The sequence below is a fragment of the Rummeliibacillus sp. POC4 genome (genome assembly GCF_003576525.1).
Taxonomy (GTDB): Bacteria; Bacillota; Bacilli; order Bacillales_A; family Planococcaceae; genus Rummeliibacillus.
The window spans coordinates 1-22,453 of the sequence record NZ_QWUA01000019.1 but is presented as its reverse complement, the minus strand read 5'-3'; the positions used below and the strand labels follow the sequence as shown (position 1 = coordinate 22,453).

Here is a 22,453-nt window from a genome sequence, read left to right as displayed (position 1 = left end):
TCATTGTTAAATTTGTGTGTGATTATAAAAATGAATAATTTTCTAATCTATTTAATTGTACAACAACAATATAATATTTTAGAATATTATTTTCAATTCTTCTTTTACATAAAAAAGGGCATAACAAATTTGTAAAATGTTATGTCCTCTTTTCATTTTAAGATATTTAAGATTAAACATATTGATAAATATCCATTTGTAGTTTTTCAAAATTAGTAGATAAAATTTCTGGGCGTAACGATTTTCCGCATAAGTATCCTTGGATATAGTCACATTCTAATTCAGCTAAAAAGGCGAATTGCTTGATATCTTCTACACCTTCAGCGATTATCTTCAATTTTAATAGTTTTGCCAAAGAAATAATCATTGAAATCATAACAGTATCCTGATCGTTAGCGGGAATATTCTTTACAAAAGCACGGTCTATTTTTAAACAATCGATTGGGAAATCTTTTAAATAAGAAAGCGATGAATATCCTGTTCCAAAGTCATCAATGGCGATTTTTAAGCCCAATTGTTTTAATGCATGTAAAGTTTTAATCGTATAACTCGTTTCCATTGTCATACTTTCTGTGATTTCTAATTCTAATAATTCTGGCGATAGCTTCGTTTTCTGAAGCTTTTGTTCTACCATTTGCACTAAATTATGTTGGTAAAATTGACGAATCGATAAATTGACAGCTACCCCTATGTTCCCTAAACCTTCTTCTTGCCATTTTTTAGCTTGTGTACAAGCTGTTTCTAATACCCATTCGCCGATTGGCACTATAAGCCCAGTTTCTTCAGCAATCGGAATAAATGTAACTGGAGAAATAATTCCTTTTTCAGGATGTCCCCAACGAAGTAAAGCTTCTACAGAATCGATATGACCCGTTTTCACATTAACTTGCGGTTGATATTCTAGGAACAGCTCCTTATTCTCAAGCGCTCTATGCAAATCATGTTCCAATATTAGTCTTTCTTCAAGGTACTGTTCCATATCTGGTTGATAAATGAGATAACGCTCTATTTCATTTTGAGCCCTTCCTTTTGCAATCTGGGCATGTTTAATGAGTATCTCCATATTATCCCCATGTTCTGGTGATATGGAAATACCTATGTTTAATTTTACTTTTAAATTAAAATGCTGAACTTGAAATTCTTCTTGCATACATTCGTGAATTTGCTTACTAACTGCAACCACTTCGTCGATATTCCCTAGTTCATGAAGAATAATGATAAATTCTCCACCACTTAATCTACTGATAAAAATTTTACTTGGTAATAATCCTCTTAAACGAACCGAAACTTCTTGTAATATCGTATCCGTTATAGAAGAACCGAGTGATTCATTTATAAACTTTAATCGATCAATTTGAAGCATCATAACTGCTGTTTTTGAATTCCTTTTAGCCAACTCTTTAGAAAGATGCTCTTCTAAAAAACGTGAATTTGGTAGTCCTGTCAATTCATCATGATAGGCTGTATGATGAAGCGATTTTTGCGAATGTTCCAATTGTTGTTGGGCTTCAACTAACATTTCATAAGGTTCTTTAACAGAAGAATAATACAATGCCTTTAAGAAATACTGATAACTAACCAATGAAAAGAGATGACCTATTAAATTCCGAATATCATATACATTCTTATAAGTGGTAAACATTAAATTAGCTAATATTAAATAAATCGACCCTATTATTATCATCGATTTTTCTATTGTACTTATTTTTTTACTAAACCATAAATACCCTATTAGCAATAGTTGCAAAAAGATAGAAAAATATTGTAATCCATTTTTTAATGGAGTTGTTCCTATCCCTTCAATTACAAGATCAGGAAACAGATGCCTTGGATAATAGATTACTGCAACCCAAATAACCACATATATAATTGCACTTCCATAAATAATCTTTCGTTGCGCTGGAAAAATACTTTTAAATTTTAATATGTATATCAATAATAGTCCGCATGACAAAGTCAAACTGCTTATTATATAAAACCAAGTGGCCGAATAAGCAGAACTATTTTCGATAAAAAAAGGCATCCCTTTATAAGAAATTGTGTGAAAAGTTTCTAATAATCCTAGAGCTAAAAAAAGAGCTCCAATATACATTCGTTTCTCCCTTTGAGTATATGGGACTATAAGCCAAGCTTGAATCGCAATAGAAAATGATACTACAATAATTAGTATTTCTATAACCAAATGAATTGTCACATAATTATCTTCACCAAATACTCCATAAAAATTGCGGTTGAATATCAATGTCAATAAAAATAACAGAAGTGGTATGATGAACTTCCATTTATACTTTTTTAAAAGATCCCATTTTTCCATTTATCAATATCTCCTTTCCTTAAATTCTTAGTGACTTCTTAATGCTAACGTTAAGTTGGTAAAGGAAAATAGTTACAGGTATTTTGGATTATTAATTCGATATATTTTTACATAAAAATCATATTATTGATTACATTATACCCATATAAATAACATGTTACTAGAATAAATTTAGTTGATTTTTAATATATTAAAATATTCATTCTTATTTTCGCCATTATTTATCCTTTTTAAGGAATTCACCTTTATTCCTATAAAAATAGGGGCTAAAAATATTTAGCCCCCATAAATCTCAATGTGTTGTCCAGCTATGAGCAAATTTTAAAAGCCTTTAGAATTATAATACAATTCGTCGCATTTTCGGTTTGAATGTTTTACAACATGTATCTGCTGAATGGTTTGCTTTATCAGCAAGTGCTTTTAAGTCAAACTCTTCAGCAAACTCTACATTTCTGTTTCTGGATTGATCCATCTGAACTTCTATTTTCTCAGCTCCACATACGTTTCCTTCGGCGTGAAAAAAACAATCCGATACAGTACATTTAACTTTTATATTTGGCATAGCGTCCTCCTCATTGATTTGTTGTGAAAAATATGTTGAGGATAACAAAATCCTTAATATTCTTCAATTTTATTTTAACCAATTCGACTATTTTTATTTTTGGTTTAATTTTTGGATTTTGTTCATTATAAAAAGGACATCAATTTTCAAAAGAAAAATTTCGATGTCCTTTAAGACTTCACTTATTGTGAAATATGGTGTTTACTTTTGGTTTAATTTTTCTAACTCTTTAATAGCCATGATTACTCTAGATGCAGTTATTTCCCCTACTGGCATTAAGTGTATTTCTTGTTCTGGCACGGTTGCCTTTTCAGCTACTCTTGCGATTATTTCATCAGTAATTTCATGAATACCCAAATCAGTCAAAGAGAACGGTAAACCTAATTGATGATAGAACGGTTTTAGACGTTCGATTTCATCCAAGCGATTTTCAAGTACTAATTGTACTAAAATTCCATAAGCTACTTTTGATCCGTGCAATGCTTGATGTGTTTCTTCTAAAACTGTTAATCCATCATGAATGGAATGTGCACCTGTCGTTCTACCATACTCATCCCCAAATCCTCCAACCATTCCTGCATAAACAATAATCGTTTCCACCGCTTTAATAAAATCATCATTTACTTGGCCAGTTTGAACTGCTTTTACTCCTTCTTGGAAGGACTCTAACAGAATATCTTTACACTGTTTTGCAGAATAATACGAAATCATCATTGGAACGGTTTTGTTTTCAATGGTTTTCAATTGTACATCAGCTTCATACCATTTCGCGATTGTGTCGCCAATCCCTGCGATAAACATATCGAGTGGTCCTTTCACTAAAATTTCGGGTTCAATTAATAACAAACTAGTTGAAACTGGATAAATATCAAAACGTACGTAGGCACCAAAGTCATCGTATAGTACACTTAGCGGTGTCCAAGGAGCGCAATTCGAAGCTAAAGTAGGGATTAGTATGACAGGCTTATGCGTATTGTTACCGCTTGCCTTTACTAAATCTAAAACTTTTCCTCCTCCTACACCAATAATGGCATCATATTGCTGAGAAACGACTAAATTAGTAACTTGCTCAATTTCAGATAACGAGCACTCACCACCATATGTATATTCTGTTGTTTGAATCTCAGTCATTTGTGGCCAATAATCTTTTGCCGCTTCCCACGATTTAACACCATGGACAACTAAGGCTTTTTTTACATTTCTTTCTACTAATTTTGACTCTAAAAGATTTAACGCACCCTTTTCCAAAATATATTCACTTGGTGCAGCATGTACATGTATTGTTTTCAATTTTCCCACTCTTTCTAAAATATTGATACTTTTCTATCCATTATAAAGCTCTTAAAGTAACTTTCAATCATTATTTTCAAAAAATAAATTAAAATCAGAACTCTAATAATTATTGATAATGGTTTGTGATAAAAAATCAATACAAAGCCATATTAAGTATGATTCATATCGAAAGGAGAATGCATCCATATGGGAAGAGACAACAAACAAGGAAAAAGCAAAAACAAAGGCTCACTACCACAAACACCCGCGAACCAAAAAATAGCCCCTTCACAAGCAAAAGAAGAAGTAGCTGCTGAGTTACTAGAATTAGAAAAATTAGCAAATCAAAATAAAAATCACCCTCAAAAATAGGAGGTAATTAAATGGAATATCAACGTGCCCAAGAAATCGTTGCCTCACCTAAAGAATTTGAAGTAAGTTATAACGGTGTATCTGTTTGGATCGATAAACTGTTAAATGAAAGAACCGCAACTGTCCATTTGAGACATTCATTGGAAGAAAGATCCGAAGTGGATATTTCCGAATTAAAGGAAGAGAAATTATTGCAATAACATAAATTTCAAGTGGGGATTCTTTTCTCCCCACTTTTGTTAAAGTGTAAATTAAAGTATAATCCACAATGCCATTGATTAAGATACTTTGCAAATCATATTATATTCTGGTATTATATATTTGATGTGTTTATAAAAGTAAAATGTAAGACGGATCTACTATTCTTAGAGAAATCCAAACAATTACATATTTAGCCCTTATAGCTCAGCTGGATAGAGCAAAAGTTTCCTAAACTTTAGGTCGCAGGTTCAAGTCCTGTTAAGGGCATATTTTAACGGTTCAAACCCTTGATATATCAAGGGTTTTTATTTTTTTGTGTAGTAAATATTTATTTTTGTTATTAGTTTTGCAGCTTTGTGTTTTTTAGATAATTATCACTTATCCCTCCTACTTCACTCCACAATTATTTATTCTTTGCATAGAAATTAAATTTAATGGGCAAAATAAAACCAATAGAATATGGAGGTGAAAATCTAATGATTAAAATCACTGCAGAAATTAATTTAAATGATTTCCTTTTGATTTTAATTATCCTTTTTAGTTAGTGCTTGAGTTCTCACAGGACAATGCATTAATTAATGTTGAATACATATTAAACCAAATACATCATTCATTTTTAACCAATGAAGTACATATTCCACTCCTGCTGCACCTTATCAAATTCTATGCTTTGTCCTGTTGTTATTCAGATTTGCAATTAACTCAATTACACATTCAGAAGTAGGCCATGATTAGTTTATTCGCTCTTTGGTCGAGTTTATTCGCTCCCGTAGTCGTTTTATTCGCTCTTCGATCAAGTTTATTCGCTCCATTTGGAATTGTATTCGCCCTTTCAGCAATTTAAGTCCTTTTTTCTGGCTATCTACCATTTCGAAATTATTTATTATCTATCACTTTTAAAATCTTTATTACCTCCATTGTCTATTCGCTCTTTGACCGGGTTTATTCGCTCCCGTAGTCGTTTTATTCGCTCTTCGGTCAAGTTTATCCGCTCCATTCCAAATTGTATTCGCTCTTTCAGCAATTTAAGTCCTGGTTTCTGGTAATCTACCATTAGCAACAATTTCTCATTTCATCTCACATTCAAATCGCTAAATATACAAAATTATCATAATATTTAGTAGTTAAGTATTGTTTTACGGTATAATTAAAGAAAGGAGGCGGAATGGATGATTAAACAATCGGTCATTGAAAATGTGTTAGAAATGGCGCTTTCAACTGGTGGCGACTTTTCTGAAATCTTTATTGAGGACAAATATGTGAACTCACTAACCTTACTGAGCAATAAGATTGAAAAGAGTATATCTGGTCGTGATTTTGGTATCGGAATTCGTATCTTTTCAGGGCTTCAAAGTATTTATACTTATACGAATGATTTTTCAGAAGAAGGTCTTTTATTAGCCGCTAAAAAAGCGGCACTTGCGATTAAGGGTGGAGAAAATGGTACTATTCATCCACTAAGTAAGAGAATATTTCCAACAGTTAACCCAATTGCACAGCTCCCGCTATCGGTTGAGCACGCCAGAAAAGTTGCCGTTATGAGGCAAGCGAATGACATCGCTAGAAACTATGACTCTCGCATTAATCAAGTAGCTGTTCGCTGTTTAGATGAAGTGCAAAATGTTATCGTTGCAAATTCAGAAGGGACATTTGCGGAAGATAAGCGCGTGCACAGTCGACTAGCTATTCAATCTACTGCTTCTGAAGGAAATGAAGTGCAAACAGGGTTTTATGGTCCGGGTGCACATGCTGGTTTTGAGTTCATCGAAAATTTAGACTTAAATCACTATGCCGGAGAATCTGCGCGGATTGCTATAAATATGCTTCATGCAGATGAGTGCCCAAGTGGTAAATTCCCCGTTATAATCGATAATGAATTTGGAGGAGTTATATTCCACGAGGCATGTGGCCATGGTCTTGAAGCCACTGCAGTAGCAAAAAATAATTCCGTTTTTGCTGGGAAAATTGGAGAAAAAGTAGCTTCTGAAATTGTTACTTATATTGATGATGGTACTCTTCCGAACGAGTGGGGCTCCTTAAACATGGACGATGAAGGAGAAAAGACACAAAAAAATATATTAATCGAAAATGGTATTTTGAAAGGTTACTTGATCGATAAATTTAATGCTCGACGGATGCATGCACAGCCAACAGGCTCTTCTCGCCGTGAATCATACCGTTTCAGTCCTACTTCTCGAATGACAAATACCTTTATCGCTCCAGGCACTTCAACACCTGAAGAAATTATTGCAGATACTGAATATGGTCTGTATGCCAAATATATGGGTGGTGGTCAAGTAAATCCTTCAACAGGTGACTATAACTTTGCAGTAGCAGAGGCCTATATTGTGAAAAATGGTAAAATTGAACGCCCTGTTCGAGGTGCAACACTAATTGGAAACGGTGCAAAGACGTTACAACTAGTAGATCGCGTTGGTAATAACCTTGCCCACGGCGCTGGTATGTGTGGTTCACAGAGTGGTAGCATCCCAGTTAATGTAGGTCAGCCTATGATTCGTGTTAGTGAAATTACAGTCGGTGGGACGAAGGGAGAATAAGCGATGATACAAAAAGAATTCAATGAACAACTTCTTCAAGCTGCTTTGAATGCTGGGTTTCAAGAAGCTGAAATATACTATCAAAGCGCTGAATCTTTTGAATGTACCGTTTTTGAAGGAGAGATTGATAGTTATGAAACGTCTGAAGATGGAGGTCTAGGTTTTCGTGGACTATATAATGGAAAGATGGGCTATTCTTATACCGAAAAAATTGATGTAGACTCTATTCCATTTTTAATTGACAGCGCCATCGCCAATGCTTCAATTCTCGATGAGACTGACGGTACAGATATCTTTGGAGGCAGTCCAAAATATGAAAACCATGATTTTTATTTTGAGAAACTTGATAAAGTCGAAATCCCAGAAAAAATTGCGCTTCTTTGTTCGATTGAAGAAAAAATCAGAGCTTATGATCCTCGTATAATTACCCTTGATTATTGTGGATTAAGTGAAACGAAATCCGAACGTTCAATAAGGAATAGCAAGGGGCTTTCATTGTCAGAAAAGAAAAATGGTCTTATACTCTACTTTTCGACAGTTGTTCGAGATGGAGAAGAAACAAAATCCGGCTTTTATATCAAAAGAACAAATGACTTTTATGCCTTGGATGCTGATAATATTGCTAAAGAAGCGGCGGAAGAAGCACTTGCTTACTTATATGAACAATCCATTCCAACAGGGAAATATCCAATACTTTTAAGGCATAATACCGCCGCGTCATTACTCAGCACATTCTCGCCCATCTTCTCTGCAGAAAACACACAAAAGGATCAATCTCTTTTAAAAGGGAAAGTAGGAGAAAAAATAGCAGCTGATCAATTAAATATAATTGACGACCCATTCCACTCATTTTCACTAAACGGAGCCAATTTCGATGGTGAAGGTGTGGCAACTAAAAGACACGCTATTATAACAAATGGTACGTTAAACACATTACTTCATAACCGAAAAACAGCTAAAATCGACGGTTGTGAGACTACTGGTAATGCTGCAAAATCATCCTATAAGGGCACAATTTCCGTTGCGCCACAGAATATGTACATCGCACCGGGTCAAAGAACAAAAGAGGAAGTAATCTCGTCTATTAACGAAGGTCTTCTTGTGACAAAGCTATCTGGTCTCCACTCTGGAACAAATACTATATCTGGTGACTTCTCAGTTGCTGCAAGTGGCTTCTATATTAAAGATGGTCAAATTTCATCACCTGTCAAACAAATCACTATTGCTGGAAATTTTTATAATCTAATGAAAAACATCAAAGAAACTTGCTCAGATTTAGAATTCTCCTCCAGTTTTGGTTCACCTTCTATTTTAGTAAATGAGCTTTATGTAACGGTAGATTAAATATTTTGATTTTTTAACTTTGTGAACTACCAACACGAAATTGTGTAATTGCTTAGCATAAACAAAAATACACAGCACTAATTTATAGTGCTGTGCATTTTTTATTACTCTACTATTTTTGTATACCAAGCCGGATTTCCTTTTGTTGTTTGGTTACCTTTGCTTAAATAATGGAAGGATATATTGTGGGCTTTTAGTTTTTCCATAAAAGGCTTAACTTCTTCGTTTGCTACAACCCATAAGCTTCCATCTTGAAGTCGGTAATCAACAACTTCGAACCCTAAGTCTTGTAAAAATTGGGCGATCGAAGTTTTTCCTTCAATCACTACATTTTGAATAAGTTCTGGTGGAATTTCATTTAAATTTGATAGCGAAAAAGATTTGGATTCGATTTTTTCTTTTTGAGTGAGTATCACTTTTGACTTTTTAGGAATTTCTTCTTTTGTTCGTGGTTGTTTATCTTGAATATAAAGCTGTTTTTTTACTTCTGGTTGTTCAGCGGTTTCTAGCTTGACTTTGGATTTTACTTCTTTTCCTGTTTTAGCTTCTACTTCTGATTCTTTTTCTATTGCCTTTTCTTCTATTTCCACTTCTTCCTCTGTTTTCGCTTCCACTTCTACTTCTACCTCTACCTCTACCTCTACCTCTTTTTCAACTTTCGCTTCTATCTCCGTTTCAACTCTTACTTCATCTGCTTCAATTTCTTTTTCTATTTTTGCTTTTGTTTCTTCTTTTATTTCTTCTTTTGCTTCAATTTCTATTTCATTATTTACTTCTACTACCTCTTCTTTCTCTTTCTCGACTTTTAACTCTATATCAGCCTCTGCCTTTGCTTCTTTTTCGGCCTCTATTTCTGTATGTGCTTCTGCTTCGTCTTTTACTACGTTGGTGGATAATTTTATAATTGTGTCTTGCTCTGGGTCTTCTTGATTTTTGTTACGTTCATCCGTTTCTTGTGGCTTCTTTATGATTTCTAGTTCAGGGCCATTTTGGCCTTTTTTGCTCTTCTCTAATGGTTTAAGTAATTCTAATTTTTCTGCTACTTCTTGATAACCTTCATTTATTTTATCTTGTGAAATAGGTTTTTGAGTTTGAAATTGAAATTGAATACTTGGTATTTCTTTTTTAACATCTATGCTTAATGTCTTTTCATGATTGGAAGGTTCTTCTTTTAGCGGGTAAATCCCAAGACTTAATAATGTTGCCCAAAGCCCTTCCATTGTTTTGGCTTGATCCGCATAGAAGGATCTGCCATTCACTGTCCAGAATTTTAAGTTTGCCTTTTCTAAAGCTTCGCGCTTTAAAAGATTTTCTTCGTATTTTTCAGTTCCACTCCATTTTTCCCCATCACATTCAACTGCTAGTCGTTCTTTCCGTCCTTCAATGACAAAGTCAATGCAATAGTCTCCAATTTTAAATTTCGGTATTACATAATAGCCCTTTGAGATAATCCATCTCAACACATCGACTTCGAAAGAAGATTCACATTGCTGCTCTACTGCTTTTAACTTTAACGGTTTAATCGGTAATTGCTCGTGAGTGAAAGGAATATTTCCCGGGACAGAATAGTGAGTATCTTGAATTTTAATTTTATTTTCTTTTGCCACAGTCTGTTCTGCAATATTGAAAATCGAGTGGGAACCATCATACAAAGAATAATTTGGAATGTCTTGGATGTATTGCTGAATCAATTCTGTTACTTCTTCACCACTATATTGAGTCGTTGAATAAGTTCCTTTTTCGTCTCCAATAAGGATTACTTTTTCACCTCTAATTAAAACATTCAAAGCAAAAATGTCTAATTGATCACTAGAGTCTAAAATAACTACATCAAATTTTTCATTTGTTACTGGTAAGGTTCTAAAGACTTCTTGAATCGGCATGATCCAAACAGGTATAGCATTTTGAGCTTTTCTGATTGACTTTCTTGCTCCCTCGATAAATTTAACTGCATGTTTTCCTTTTCCTGCACCTATTTTCTTTGTATAGAACTTCCAATCTTTGAGTGCTGATTTTTCATCATCTGACATACGTTCAATTTGGAATAACCAACTCGCATCTTTGATGATTTCTTGTATCAATTTTCTTTGCATTTTCTTTGTATATTGAAGCTGTTTTTTAACAGTTTTACTATTTATATCACTATCTTCTTTTAACCAAATTTCCATTTTCTTCAGCGTAAATGCATCTTTATAGTTTGTTGGTTCTAGATTTTCTTTACCCAAATTGTTTCTTAAATATTCTGCTGTAAGTGGCATTTTCGCCGCTAATTTATCGAGGTGTGTTTTCCATTTATCAATTACAAGTTGTCTTTTCTTCTGTTCATTCAGTTGTCTTATTAATAATTGCCAAGTATCAAAATCTTTTTCTTGATAAGCGATTAAAAATCCATGAGCAATCGGATGGATGTCTTCTGTTTTTGTTAAATTCACTAATCGATCCAATACTTCTTCGTATGATTGTTGCCATTTTGTTAATTTCATATAATTTAGTGTGTGTTCAATTTCATTTTTTAACTTTGTATAGAATTCCGTATCGAAAATATTGCCTACTGGCAGATTCTCAACTTGAAGTTTTGATGAAAGTGTATTGTTAAGTTCTACGATATTAATAATTCCCTTTAGAATATTAACTTTTTCCTCTAATACTTCAGGAAACTCTTTCACCGTGATATCCATCTCAGGAATGCCCACTTCACTGAAGTTCTGGTTAAATAATCTAGCTAATTTTGTAATAAGCCCTCTATATTCCAAATATTTTTGAAGTGTTATAATATCCTCTAAATTTTTAACGGGTCTACCATTTAACACAGCTGTTTGGAAGAGATATTTGGTTGTTTTCCCTTTAAGCATGAAGAATAGAGAATTTGGCAATTTTCCAGATAGGATCCGCTCTCTTGCCATATCCAAATCGAATTGAATTTCACTAGTCAATTTTTTAGGTAATGCAATTCTATGGCTGATTACCTCTGGATACAGTGAAAGTGCTTTTTCATTAAATTGCGTGATTTGATCAAGAAGTTTAACCCAGTATTCTTTTCTGTTCTCACTAGAAAGTAATTCTTGAATAAACGTGAAGTAAGTTTCTTCTTTTACTAAATATTGAGTTGCACTTATTTCTTCCACAATATCTTTCATTATAAGTAATGGGGACTTTTTAGACGCTGTTAGATCAATTGGTAGAATATATTGCATATCAATATCATCCGTTATTTTCTTCTCTTCTTCCAATAGCGTTTTAAGTGAAGATTCACTGATTAGTTCGTTTTGAATAGACGGCAGATTAGTATGAAGTAGTACTGTGTCTTTTTGATTTAAAGAGTTGTACAGTAAACAGAATTCTTCCCATTCTTCCGCATTCAATGGAAATTTCATGATAAGCGGTAAATCGTCTTTAATCCATTGATAATTGACAGCTGGCTCTGCTAGTTGTTTTGCAACATCATATTTGTATAAAGACTGCTTTTTATACTTAATAGGTGTGCCTTCAGACTTTGCATATTTCTTTAAAATCTCATTATATAATTTTTCATTTTCATTGCTTTGAATTAGTAATAGTTGGTTACTTCTTATTTTTTCTTTTAATGCTTGAACATTTAAATTCTCTAATCGATCAGCAATAACACTTATTGCCTTTTCAATTTCCACATTTCCATCTAAATCTTCATCTACTATCGAAACGCACAAATCTTTAATATCGTCTGGGATTTGATCTTTTAGTGTGGCAAGAGGGCTATCTTTTTGTGTAGTTATGAGGATTTTTTTTCCCTCAGTTAAATAATGACTTACTATATTTGCAACTGTTTCTGCTTCTACAGTTTTATCTTCAAATTGAACGATAACATTGTCACTTTTTTCTACATTTTGGATGATTTCTTTTTGTTGTTTGGTTGAACTTCGTGAAAAATATAATTGTTCAGGTATAGTGGTTTGAAGGAAATTAGGTTTTGCTTGTTTAACTGTTGGAGCAAATCCTAGAATTCTTTGAATAGTATTTGGGAGTTCCATTCTGTTTTGATCTATGGCTTTCATCATTTGTCTTAAATCATTTGCTAAGATATTGTTCTTTTTGTTGCGAATGATTAAATACGATTCGTCTAAAATAACAGGTATGTTTTTGCTATAAAGTGCTGTGTTTTTTTCGATAAAACGTCCATTTGGATCTAGCGCTTTTGCGAGTTTTTTCCATTCTTCTGTAAGATCTGCTATGAAGTTCATATTCTCAATTTTTTTAATAAGTGATTTAAATTCTTCGCTTTTCGGTTGCGGCAAATCATCCAATAAGTCATATTCGAAATGTAATTTTTTTGTGATATCCTTTAGCGCAATCATGTTATCTTCTGAATTATAGGTTAATGTAACTTTTGCTGTAAATAGAGGAAGTTCTATATCTTCTCCTTTAGCTACTCCTCCCCACTTTAATATTCCCTTAGTTAGCACTATTTCAATTTCATCACTTTTGTCCTCTAACGTTTTATAAACCTCTTTTAATTCCGCATAAAGATGGTTAGCCCGGTCAAATTGCCTTTTCCTAGCTGCCCATGCTTTCCATTCGGCTAGTTGTTGATCGTTTTTGTTGTTTTTACTTTCTTTTAGAATATCTTCAATCTTTTTATGATTTTGGATGGAAGTAATTCCTGAGTCTTTATTGAGCTTTACATTTGTCCATTTAACTAATTCTGGATAAGGTCGAGGGCAAACAAGAGCTGTATGTTCGAGAGTGGGTTTATGTATTTCGAATAAGTTGGATGGTTGCCCGCATTGATTGCCAATTGTACAGCCCTCAATTTCACCTAGTTCTTCAAATACCCAAGTTTTCTCGTAATCTTGAATCGTCCGAACGGTTTTACTATTTAAAGATGATAGTGCAAATAAATATTCAAAAAATCTTTTTCCTTTATCATTAATTTGGTTCTGCAAAATCAACACTCCTATCTTTTTCTGTCATATATCTAGAAGGCCATTCAGTACCCATTTAACTATTTAAATATATGCACTAAAAGATAGACTATTCCTTACAAGAGGAATAATTAAACATTTCTAATTAGATATTGTAGTTTTCCGAAATCTTGTTACGAACTTCAAATTACGGAGCTGAGATTAAAAAAATGCTCTTCTTCATATAATGAGGAAAAGCATTTTCTATACTTAATCAGAATTTAACTTATTGCATTAACTGCTATATCAATTATTCACTTAGTTCTTTCTTCATTTCTTTCAATTCTTCTATTTGTTCTTTCGTCAGTTGGATTAACTCCGCTGTAGCTGTATCAATGATTTTAGAAGCTTGCAATTGTTTTAATGTTTCCTGTGCATCTTCAAGCATCATTTCAATATTTTCAAGTTTTAACATTCCCATTTAATCTACTCCTTAAAAAACATCCTTTAAAGCTTTTCTATTATAGCTTATTTTAAGTGTTACCGCATGAATTCTAAGTCTAATTGTTATGTGAAAATCAAACAGTTCAAAAAAATTCCGTTTATTTTATAGACAATAGTATAAGCAAAATGTTGTCAATAACATATTCTAATACATATATTTTTTCAATATCCAATTACTTATAGTCTCATTAAAATTTTTATTTAAAAAGAAGGAGTTTTTCTTTTCCTGTAGAATATAACAAATAACAATTTTCTAAATTTTCTTTCTATTTTAAAGTTAGGTAATAATTTTCACTATTTGAGCACATATTATACATAAACAAATTTCTGTTTATGAATATAAAAAAGGAGTTGATAGAGATGAAAGTAGTTTTGATTAATGGGCAATACTTAGCCATTATAAACGAATCTCAAGTTGTTGAGACGAGAGAGCTGCCAGAAGGTGTTAATCTTGGTGCAATGGGAGAAGTCGAATATGACCACCAAACAGGCCAAATTATCATTGATGGACAGATTTATTAATCTTAGTCCATCTTTTTTTATTTCCGTTTAAAAAGGCTATCTTGAAAGCCTAAATAACCTTCAAGAATAGCCTTTTTATCATTTTAATTTGATACCTGAACCTTCAAAAATGAGCTTGCTGATGCATTTTCATAATTATTGGACTTTCACTTTTTTAACCTTTGACTTATTTCCTGCTTTATCTTTTACATAGATCAATATTTCTGTACCTTTTTTATACGTTTGAATAGTTCCTCGTGCTGTTCCTTTGCTTGAAGCCTTAAGTGTTTTAAGCTTTTTCGTATTTTTATATACATAAATCGTTGCATTTGGCTCTGTAAATAAAAAAGAACTCAGCTTATTCAAACTGAGTTCCTTTTCAATACGTATTAAAATATTACCAAACAAATAAACCGACAAGCATTGCACTTAATAGTGAGACTGCAATACCACTTACAAGAAGTTTCCAAACGTTTTTACCGATAATTGCAGATTTTTTTTCATCTAATAATGAGTTAAATGCACCGTAAATCATTCCAACTGTACTAAAGTTTGCGAATGATGTTAAGAATGTTGCTGCTACTGCAACAGTATGTGGCGCCATTGAATGAACATGTTTTGTTAAATCCATCATGGCAACAAATTCATTAGTAGCTAATTTCATACCCATTAACTCTGCAACATACATGGCATCCTTTGTTGGTAAGCCAAGTAAATATGCAAAAGGACTGAAAATGTAAGAAAAGATTTTTTGGATTGTTAAGCCGTCAGAGACTAAACCTAAAATTCCATTAACCGCAGCTGTTAAAGCTACATAACCAACAAGCATCGCTGCAATAACGATTACCATGTTCATACCAACTAACATACTGTTAGAAATAGTTGAGAAGAAGTCTTTTTTCTCTTCTTTTGAAGGTTTGTATACAACGTCTTCTTCTTTTGGAACGTCAACTGGGTGAAGCATATTGACAACAAGTAATGCGTTTAAACAGTTTAGCGGAATAGCACAGAAAACGTATGCAGCTGGAACCATTGATAAATATGCACCAACAATTGAACCACTAATACAGCTCATACTCATAATACCAAAAGTAAGTAAACGATACTCTTTTAAATTATCCAATTGGTTTCGGATAACAGCTAATGCTTCGGTATTACCTAAGAACATCATTTGAATAGAGTAGAAACTTTCTAATTTTGGTAGACCTGATACTTTAGAGATTAACCAACCAACTTTATCAATAATCCAAGTTAATATACCAAAATAAGATAAAATATCAAAGAAAGTAACGATGAAAATGAGTGGAACTAATGCATTGAAGAAAAAGTCAACATTTTCATTTGCTAAAGCACTTGGCCATACAAATGAAATCCCTTCATTTGCACATTTGATTAACCAAGTAAAGAAGGCTGAAATTTCATTGATAATCCAACCACCAATTGTTGTTTTTAACATAAACCAAGTGATCAAAACTTCAACAACAAGAAGTGTAACAATGGCACGCCATTTAATTTCCTTCTTACGAGGTGAGCAAAGGAATACGACTCCCATAACTACAATAACACCTATAAAGTTTAGTAAAAAATACATTTGAGCAACTCCTGTATTAAGAATGGGCAATAAAAAAGCCCTTACATTTTCCACAGTTAAAAGAATGGAAAGTAAGCGTGTCAGAGTAAAAAAAGTCCTATTCACTTCATAACTAATTCTATTCAAACTTTCCTATTATTTAATGTGATAGTTGTTAAAAGCAACCACCATTTAAATAAAATTTAATACTGAGGAAATATTTTTGTTCAATTGATAAGAATATTACACTCGATGGGCTAATTAATCAATATTTTATCATTTAGTCGCAATAATAAAATTAGCTTGAAAATTTACAAAGGTCAGACGACTAACTTTATTTAAAACTTTTTATTTTTTCCGTTAGTTATCTTCATTTATTTTGATAGTGCAATTTTCTGAAAAGACTTTCAAATATTATTTCATTAAATTTCCACTATAATAAAAATAAAAATGGAAAGAAGTATTGAAATTCATGTTATGACCAATAACTGAATACATAGCAAAAATTAGTTGGGAGATTTAAAATGCGTAATATTATTACAATCATATTTGGTTCTGTTTTAATCGGATTTGCTTATAACTTTTTGCTGATACCGCATAAAATATTGAGCGGTGGTTTGAGTGGGATTGCAATGATGCTTGGAATCATCACACCATTAAATACTGGTTTGTTAAACTTCGTGTTAAATTTACCATTACTTATTATTGGATATTTCAAATTAGGTAAACGGTTTATTGGGTACACGATTTTATCCGTCATTGTACTTTCAACCAGTTTGTATATAATCCCTGTTTATGAATTATCAAATGATCCAATTTTAGCTTCTTTATTTGGTGGCGTTATAGCAGGAGTCGGGGTTGGAATCATTTTCCGTGCTTCTGGTTCGTCAGGTGGCTTTGATATTATAGGAATGTTGTTAACGAAAAAGAGAGATTTTCCACTTGGATCAGTTATTTCTGGCATGAATGCTATTGTCATTATCATCTCAGGATTTGTATTTAGTTGGGATGCTGCATTACTAACATTAGTATCTATTTATGCAACGGGTAAGGCGATTGATCTTATTCATACAAATAACTTAAAACTTACTGTCATGATTGTTACTTCTAAAGGCGATGATATGAAGGACAAGCTCTTTTCAAAACTTTATCGAGGAATTACCATTATGAACGGTCAAGGTGCTTATACAGGAGAAGAAAGAAAAATACTAATTACAGTTATTACCCGTTATCAGTTGTCCGAGGTAAAAAACACTATTCGAGAAGTAGATCCTCATGCATTTGTTAATATTACGGAAACTAAACAAGTAATAGGTTCGTTTAATAGAGGATAATCGAGAGTTTATCCTTGCTCTGATTTTTAAAAATTGATTTTTTAACTACAATCTACTTTAATAATTAAAAAATGAAAAAGGCTGTCCCATAAGCTAGGCTTTCTACTTATGAGACAGCCTTTTTCTTGTATAACTCATTCATGTTGAACTCTTTTATAAGTCCTACGAAAGTCTTCCCTTAAAATCTTCATAATTAAATTGACGAAGGATCCGGTAATCTCCACTTTTATCTTTTACAACAATATTTGGTAGTGCCATTCCGTTAAACGTATTAGTTTTTACCATCGTATAAATAGCCATATCGCCAAATATTAATCTATCGCCATTTTCTAAAGGCTTATCAAAAGAATAATCACCTATTATATCACCTGTTAAACAAGTTGGACCACCAAGTCGATACGTATATTCTTTCTCACCTTTTTCACCTGAACCAAATAGTGGTGGACGATATGGCATTTCTAGAACATCTGGCATATGGCAACATGCTGAGGTATCTAGAATAGCAATTTCAATCCCATTATTAAGTGTATCAAGGACGCTTGTTACAAGAATGCCTGCATTTAATGCAATTGCTTCCCCAGGTTCAAGATAAACTTCAACATTGTATTTTTTCTGAATCCTAGTAATACAGTCTTCCAACAAAGGAATATCATAATCTTCCCTAGTGATATGGTGCCCACCACCAAAGTTAATCCATTCCATCTGACCAAGCCATGGTCCAAACTTTTCTTCAACAGCATTAAGTGTTGTTACTAAATCATCTGAATTTTGCTCACAAAGTGTATGAAAATGTAGGCCAGAGATTCCTTCAAGTAACTCAGGACGGAATTGATTTAATGTGACACCAAATCGTGAACCTAGTGCACATGGATCATAAATTTCATGGCCAACTTGTGTAGAACATTCAGGATTTATACGTAAACCAATACTTTTTCCGGCTGTTAGCACCTGATCACGGTACTTATCTACCTGTGAAAAGGAATTGAAAACAATATGATCACATATTTCGATAATCTCTTCTATTTCATCCTCACGATAAGCAGGTGAAAAAACATGATTTTCTTTTCCCATCTCTTCATAACCAAGCTTTGCTTCATATAGACCACTTCCTGCAGTACCACACAAATACTGACCAATCAGCGGATACATTTCATACATTGAAAATGCTTTTTGTGCAAGTAAAATCTTACAACCAGTTCGATCCATGACAGTTTTTAAAATTTGTAAATTCTTTTCTAGTAAACTCTCATCTACTACAAAACTTGGTGTTGGGATATCTTCGAACTTCATATTAGTCTACTAACTCCGGCTCAAAACTTTCTTTCCAAGGAAGGCCCCATTTGTTTAGTGCATCCATGAATGGATCTGGATCGAATTCTTCAATATTGTAAACGCCATTTTTATCCCATGTACCTGTCATTAACATCATGGCACCAATCATAGCCGGGACGCCAGTTGTGTAAGACACCGCTTGTGAGCCAACTTCTTGGTAGCATTCTTCATGATCACAAACATTGTATAAATAATAAGTCTTATCTTCCCCATCTTTTTTACCGCGGAAAATACAGCCAATATTTGTTTTCCCTTTTGTACGTGGTCCAAGTGAAGCAGGATCTGGTAGTACAGCTTTTAAAAATTGAAGTGGGATAATTTGTTTTCCTTCGTATTCAATTGGTTCAATTGAAGTCATCCCCACATTTTCAAGGCATTTTAAATGTGTTAAATAACTTTCACCAAATGTCATGAAAAATCGAATACGTTTAATACCAGGGATATTCAATGCAAGAGATTCAATTTCTTCATGGTGTAACAGATACATATCCTTTTCGCCAACTTCTGGGAAATTATAAACACGTTTAATTTCCATTGGTTCAGTTTCTACCCACTCACCATTTTCCCAGTAGCTTCCTTTTGCAGATACTTCACGGATATTAATCTCAGGGTTGAAGTTTGTCGCAAATGGATAGCCATGATCGCCCGCATTGCAGTCAAGAATATCAATATATTCAATTTCATCAAATTCATGTTTTAAGGCATAGGCGGAGAATACGCTAGTAACACCTGGATCGAATCCGCTACCTAAAAGCGCAGTAATACCGGCCTCTTCAAAGCGCTCGCGGTATGCCCATTGCCAGCTATATTCGAATTTTGCTGTATCTTCAGGTTCATAGTTTGCTGTATCTAAATAGTTTGTTTTCGTTGCAAGACATGCATCCATTATTGTTAAGTCTTGATATGGTAATGCAAGATTCATCACAATATCAGGTTTCACTTCGTTGATCAATGCGATTAGTTCATCTACATTGTCTGCGTCAACTTTTGCCGTAGTAATTTTTGTTTTAGTTTTTCCTTCTAATTTTGCTTTTAAATCATCACATTTTGATTTTGTACGGCTTGCAATACAAACTTCTTCAAAGACCTCTGAATTTTGACAACATTTTTGGATAGCGACTGAAGCTACTCCTCCGCAACCAATTACAAGTGCTTTTCCCATTTTCTTCTCTCCCAGTAAACAATATTTTTAGATTGTTTATAGAATCAAGCTGTATTCAAAATCGAATTAACAGCCAATTCTATAAAAAGTTTCACTGTGAAATCGCCTAAAATGTAAAAGAAAAAAGCAAGTGAAAAACGCCATTAGCGCATCACTTGCTTAGATATATCGATAACAATAAGAAAAGCATACCTAAAAGACACACTTATACTAAATTACATCTTTCTAGTAAATTACTTTCCTATATCAATTTATATCATTTTAGGATCAGAGTCTATATAGCAAACAATTACTTTTACCACTCTTATTGACCGTTTCACAAGTTGATGTGCATTCGCACTGGTTGTAAAGTAACCAACTTATAAAATTTGAGCTTCTAACTCAATCAATAAGGCAACGAAAAAGTTGCCAATCGGCATTTGACCCGGCACACCGTTGCCTTAACTTTCAAAAGAGAAAGTGGTCAAAATCATCTGCTTGGAAAACCCTAATACTTTAATATCTGCTTTCCAAAATCTAACTTCATCATAATATCAACTAATTTCAAATTAATCAATAGAAAATAAAAAACTTTTTGAATATTAATAATACGATTACATTTAGAGTGTTATTGGAAGATACTAAATATATTTCATAAAATCTATCTCTTTTTGAAATTAATTTTAATTAAAAGAAAAAAAGCCGCTCCTCAAGTAATTGGGAGTGGCAAAAAAGTATATCTTTATTTATCAATCTGACTCTACTTGATTGAATAAACGGATATTGAAAATTTTGTGATAAATGACAAAGAATAATACTGGTAAAGCAATTAGCATTAGCATTGAATATTGAATTGGTAAAGATGTATTAATCAGATTGCCTATAATGATGAACAGTAAAGTTGCTAATATAAATTTGAGCATTCCAATAACTTCCTTTTCAGATTATTATTTAAGGATGACTTTTAAAATAGATACAAAACTTTTCTTGCGTACATATATGTGAAATTCTTTGTTAGTAAAGTATTATTCTTTCTGTATTTTACATCATTATGTCTTATTTGTGAACAAATTGTGTAAAATTTATATCTAAATTCTGAACTTTTTTATTTGTTTTTTAATTTGTCATTATTATGTTAGCCTTTTAGTTTACTAATCTGAAAAGTGTTTTACTATATGTTCAAAATTAAATTTCAACAAGCTCATGATATCTTGATGGCTTATCATGTAAATCCCTATTTTTCTTCTTAAATATAGTTTGCTTGTTCTTCTTTCGGTACCATACTCCCTCCAGTTGCCCAAACAATATGAGTAGCATCAGGGTCATGAATATTCTTCTTCAAATTCTGTGGCCCTATGAAACCTGCCGCTGCTGACGGTTCTAAAATAATTTGCTCAGCTTTATAAAGCTTCCGAACATATTTAGATAATTGTTCATCTGAAATTGTCATGATTCCTTCTAGAAGAGGTTCCATCTGTTTACCAACGAAAGATGATGGTCTTCCTACAGCAAGACCGTCTGCAATAGTTCGATTCGTTAATCCTATATCATTAACAGCAATTTGATCATGTAAACCAGTTGCCATTCCTAACAGCATACATGGTGATTCAGTAGGCTCTACAAAGTAGCAATGTACATTTTCTCCAAAGCTTTCCTTTAAACCGTACGTTACACCACCAGGTCCTCCGCCAACTCCACATGGAATATAAACATAAAGTGGATGACTTTGACTAATTTCTACCCCCTGTTCTCGTAGTTGTTGTTTTAGTCTACGCCCCGCTACCGCATAACCGGCAAATAGCTGCTTAGAATTCTCATCATCTATAAAATAATAAGTTGGATCTAAAGATGCCTCTGCTCTCCCCTTGTCAACAGCTAATGAAAAATCCCCACTATGTTCTACTACAGTCACACCCATTTTCCTTAATAACTCTTTTTTCCAATCTTTCGCATCATGTGACATATGAACTCTTACATTAAATCCAAGTATCGCGCTCATAATTCCTATACTTAACCCTAGATTACCTGTTGATCCTACGACAATGGTGTAGTTTCGCAAAAGTGGTCGGATAGCATCTGTTGCAAAAATAGCGTAATTATCCTTTTTACTTACTACCTCATGTTCTAAAGCAATTTTCTCAGCAACAAAGAGAACTTCATGAATGCCACCCCGTGCTTTTATGGAGCCACTTATCGGCAATGCATCGTCTCTCTTTAAGTAAAGTTTTCCTAATATACTTAGTTCCATTTGCATTTCTGGAATCAATTGCAATTCAGACTCTACTCTTCCATTATGTATTTTGGTTTCAGGAAACACTTCTTCAAAATATGGCGCAAATCGATTGAATCTATCTTCCGCATCATCAATTAGAGAAGAGTCTATTTTAATCTCATTTGTCTTTTTAGGGTTGAGCCAAACTATTTGTTTCCTACTTTGTAAACTTTCAATTATATCTTGATAAAGTGTTAAATCCATCTCCATCCCCCACTCTCTATTATTTGAAAATATTTTTACGTAATAAATACACTCTGCTTCAAAAACTACAAAATAATAATAAAAACTGTCGTATA

At 33.1% G+C, this 22,453-nt stretch carries 17 protein-coding genes and 1 tRNA gene; 7 read left to right on the top strand and 11 right to left on the bottom strand.

Going from position 1 to position 22,453, the window contains the following annotated elements; genetic code table 11:
• Positions 1-172: 172 nt before the first annotated feature.
• The 3 genes from D1606_RS07645 to D1606_RS07635 all read right to left on the bottom strand — a co-directional run bounded on the left by D1606_RS07645 (position 173) and on the right by D1606_RS07635 (position 4,166).
• Positions 173-2,314 carry a bifunctional diguanylate cyclase/phosphodiesterase gene (locus tag D1606_RS07645; protein WP_119415416.1) on the bottom strand — a complete coding sequence of 714 codons (2,142 nt, stop codon included), beginning with the start codon at positions 2,312-2,314 and terminating at the stop codon, positions 173-175.
• 337 nt (positions 2,315-2,651) lie between these two features.
• Positions 2,652-2,876 (bottom strand): DUF1540 domain-containing protein, encoded by a 225-nt coding sequence (locus D1606_RS07640; protein ID WP_119415415.1) that lies wholly within the window; start codon positions 2,874-2,876, stop codon positions 2,652-2,654.
• A gap of 201 nt (positions 2,877-3,077) precedes the next feature.
• Positions 3,078-4,166: an iron-containing alcohol dehydrogenase family protein gene (locus D1606_RS07635; protein WP_119415414.1), complete on the bottom strand. Its 1,089-nt coding sequence runs from the start codon at positions 4,164-4,166 to the stop codon at positions 3,078-3,080.
• Between the two features lie 189 nt (positions 4,167-4,355).
• Between D1606_RS07635 and D1606_RS18950 the strand changes: the two genes are divergently transcribed.
• The 5 genes from D1606_RS18950 to D1606_RS07615 all read left to right on the top strand — a co-directional run bounded on the left by D1606_RS18950 (position 4,356) and on the right by D1606_RS07615 (position 8,623).
• Positions 4,356-4,520 carry a YfhD family protein gene (locus tag D1606_RS18950; RefSeq protein ID WP_164489616.1) on the top strand — a complete coding sequence of 55 codons (165 nt, stop codon included), beginning with the start codon at positions 4,356-4,358 and terminating at the stop codon, positions 4,518-4,520.
• Positions 4,521-4,531: 11 nt separating this feature from the next.
• Positions 4,532-4,720, top strand: a complete 189-nt coding sequence (locus tag D1606_RS07630) for an H-type small acid-soluble spore protein (protein ID WP_119415413.1) — start codon at positions 4,532-4,534, stop codon at positions 4,718-4,720.
• A 194-nt stretch (positions 4,721-4,914) separates the two neighbouring features.
• A tRNA-Arg gene (locus D1606_RS07625) sits at positions 4,915-4,988 on the top strand.
• 902 nt (positions 4,989-5,890) lie between these two features.
• The gene (locus tag D1606_RS07620) at positions 5,891-7,279 is read left to right on the top strand and encodes a TldD/PmbA family protein (RefSeq protein WP_119415412.1); all 1,389 of its coding nucleotides are present in this window, start codon (positions 5,891-5,893) and stop codon (positions 7,277-7,279) included.
• Positions 7,280-7,282: 3 nt separating this feature from the next.
• Entirely contained in the window at positions 7,283-8,623 is a 1,341-nt protein-coding gene (locus D1606_RS07615) for a TldD/PmbA family protein (protein ID WP_119415411.1), read from the top strand.
• A 104-nt stretch (positions 8,624-8,727) separates the two neighbouring features.
• Here D1606_RS07615 and D1606_RS07610 read toward each other — a convergent pair whose 3' ends face one another.
• Together D1606_RS07610 and D1606_RS18720 are read right to left on the bottom strand one after the other, a co-directional pair.
• Entirely contained in the window at positions 8,728-13,542 is a 4,815-nt protein-coding gene (locus tag D1606_RS07610) for a hypothetical protein (protein ID WP_119415410.1), read from the bottom strand.
• 268 nt (positions 13,543-13,810) lie between these two features.
• The gene (locus D1606_RS18720; protein ID WP_158582336.1) at positions 13,811-13,981 is read right to left on the bottom strand and encodes a restriction endonuclease subunit S domain-containing protein; all 171 of its coding nucleotides are present in this window, start codon (positions 13,979-13,981) and stop codon (positions 13,811-13,813) included.
• A 383-nt stretch (positions 13,982-14,364) separates the two neighbouring features.
• Between D1606_RS18720 and D1606_RS18715 the strand changes: the two genes are divergently transcribed.
• Positions 14,365-14,526 (top strand): hypothetical protein, encoded by a 162-nt coding sequence (locus D1606_RS18715; RefSeq protein ID WP_158582335.1) that lies wholly within the window; start codon positions 14,365-14,367, stop codon positions 14,524-14,526.
• A 135-nt stretch (positions 14,527-14,661) separates the two neighbouring features.
• Here the strand turns inward: D1606_RS18715 and D1606_RS07605 are convergent, their stop codons facing one another.
• Both D1606_RS07605 and D1606_RS07600 read right to left on the bottom strand, forming a co-directional pair.
• The gene (locus D1606_RS07605; protein WP_119415409.1) at positions 14,662-14,871 is read right to left on the bottom strand and encodes an Ig-like domain-containing protein; all 210 of its coding nucleotides are present in this window, start codon (positions 14,869-14,871) and stop codon (positions 14,662-14,664) included.
• A gap of 31 nt (positions 14,872-14,902) precedes the next feature.
• On the bottom strand, positions 14,903-16,096 hold the full coding sequence (locus tag D1606_RS07600) for a NupC/NupG family nucleoside CNT transporter (RefSeq protein WP_119415408.1): 1,194 nt from the start codon (positions 16,094-16,096) through the stop codon (positions 14,903-14,905).
• Positions 16,097-16,599: 503 nt separating this feature from the next.
• On the opposite strand from D1606_RS07600, the gene D1606_RS07595 reads away from it, so the two are divergent.
• Positions 16,600-17,409 (top strand): YitT family protein, encoded by an 810-nt coding sequence (locus D1606_RS07595; RefSeq protein WP_119415407.1) that lies wholly within the window; start codon positions 16,600-16,602, stop codon positions 17,407-17,409.
• Positions 17,410-17,571: 162 nt separating this feature from the next.
• Here D1606_RS07595 and nspC read toward each other — a convergent pair whose 3' ends face one another.
• The 4 genes from nspC to D1606_RS07580 form a co-directional block, all read right to left on the bottom strand.
• Positions 17,572-18,699, bottom strand: a complete 1,128-nt coding sequence (gene nspC, locus D1606_RS07590) for a carboxynorspermidine decarboxylase (RefSeq protein WP_119415406.1) — start codon at positions 18,697-18,699, stop codon at positions 17,572-17,574.
• A gap of 1 nt (position 18,700) precedes the next feature.
• Positions 18,701-19,903: a saccharopine dehydrogenase family protein gene (locus D1606_RS07585; protein WP_119415405.1), complete on the bottom strand. Its 1,203-nt coding sequence runs from the start codon at positions 19,901-19,903 to the stop codon at positions 18,701-18,703.
• A 728-nt stretch (positions 19,904-20,631) separates the two neighbouring features.
• Positions 20,632-20,805: a hypothetical protein gene (locus D1606_RS18710; RefSeq protein WP_158582334.1), complete on the bottom strand. Its 174-nt coding sequence runs from the start codon at positions 20,803-20,805 to the stop codon at positions 20,632-20,634.
• 323 nt (positions 20,806-21,128) lie between these two features.
• Entirely contained in the window at positions 21,129-22,358 is a 1,230-nt protein-coding gene (locus tag D1606_RS07580) for a D-serine ammonia-lyase (RefSeq protein WP_369973769.1), read from the bottom strand.
• Positions 22,359-22,453 lie beyond the last annotated feature (95 nt).

Coding starts and splice junctions, on each gene's coding strand:
- D1606_RS07645 (WP_119415416.1), bottom strand. CDS start 2,314: ATGGAAAAATGGGATCTTTTAAAAAAGTATAAATGGAAGTTCATCATA.
- D1606_RS07640 (WP_119415415.1), bottom strand. CDS start 2,876: ATGCCAAATATAAAAGTTAAATGTACTGTATCGGATTGTTTTTTTCAC.
- D1606_RS18950 (WP_164489616.1), top strand. CDS start 4,356: ATGGGAAGAGACAACAAACAAGGAAAAAGCAAAAACAAAGGCTCACTA.
- D1606_RS07630 (WP_119415413.1), top strand. CDS start 4,532: ATGGAATATCAACGTGCCCAAGAAATCGTTGCCTCACCTAAAGAATTT.
- D1606_RS07620 (WP_119415412.1), top strand. CDS start 5,891: ATGATTAAACAATCGGTCATTGAAAATGTGTTAGAAATGGCGCTTTCA.
- D1606_RS07615 (WP_119415411.1), top strand. CDS start 7,283: ATGATACAAAAAGAATTCAATGAACAACTTCTTCAAGCTGCTTTGAAT.
- D1606_RS18720 (WP_158582336.1), bottom strand. CDS start 13,981: ATGGGAATGTTAAAACTTGAAAATATTGAAATGATGCTTGAAGATGCA.
- D1606_RS18715 (WP_158582335.1), top strand. CDS start 14,365: ATGAAAGTAGTTTTGATTAATGGGCAATACTTAGCCATTATAAACGAA.
- D1606_RS07600 (WP_119415408.1), bottom strand. CDS start 16,096: ATGTATTTTTTACTAAACTTTATAGGTGTTATTGTAGTTATGGGAGTC.
- D1606_RS07595 (WP_119415407.1), top strand. CDS start 16,600: ATGCGTAATATTATTACAATCATATTTGGTTCTGTTTTAATCGGATTT.
- nspC (WP_119415406.1), bottom strand. CDS start 18,699: ATGAAGTTCGAAGATATCCCAACACCAAGTTTTGTAGTAGATGAGAGT.
- D1606_RS07585 (WP_119415405.1), bottom strand. CDS start 19,903: ATGGGAAAAGCACTTGTAATTGGTTGCGGAGGAGTAGCTTCAGTCGCT.
- D1606_RS18710 (WP_158582334.1), bottom strand. CDS start 20,805: ATGCTCAAATTTATATTAGCAACTTTACTGTTCATCATTATAGGCAAT.
- D1606_RS07580 (WP_369973769.1), bottom strand. CDS start 22,358: ATGGATTTAACACTTTATCAAGATATAATTGAAAGTTTACAAAGTAGG.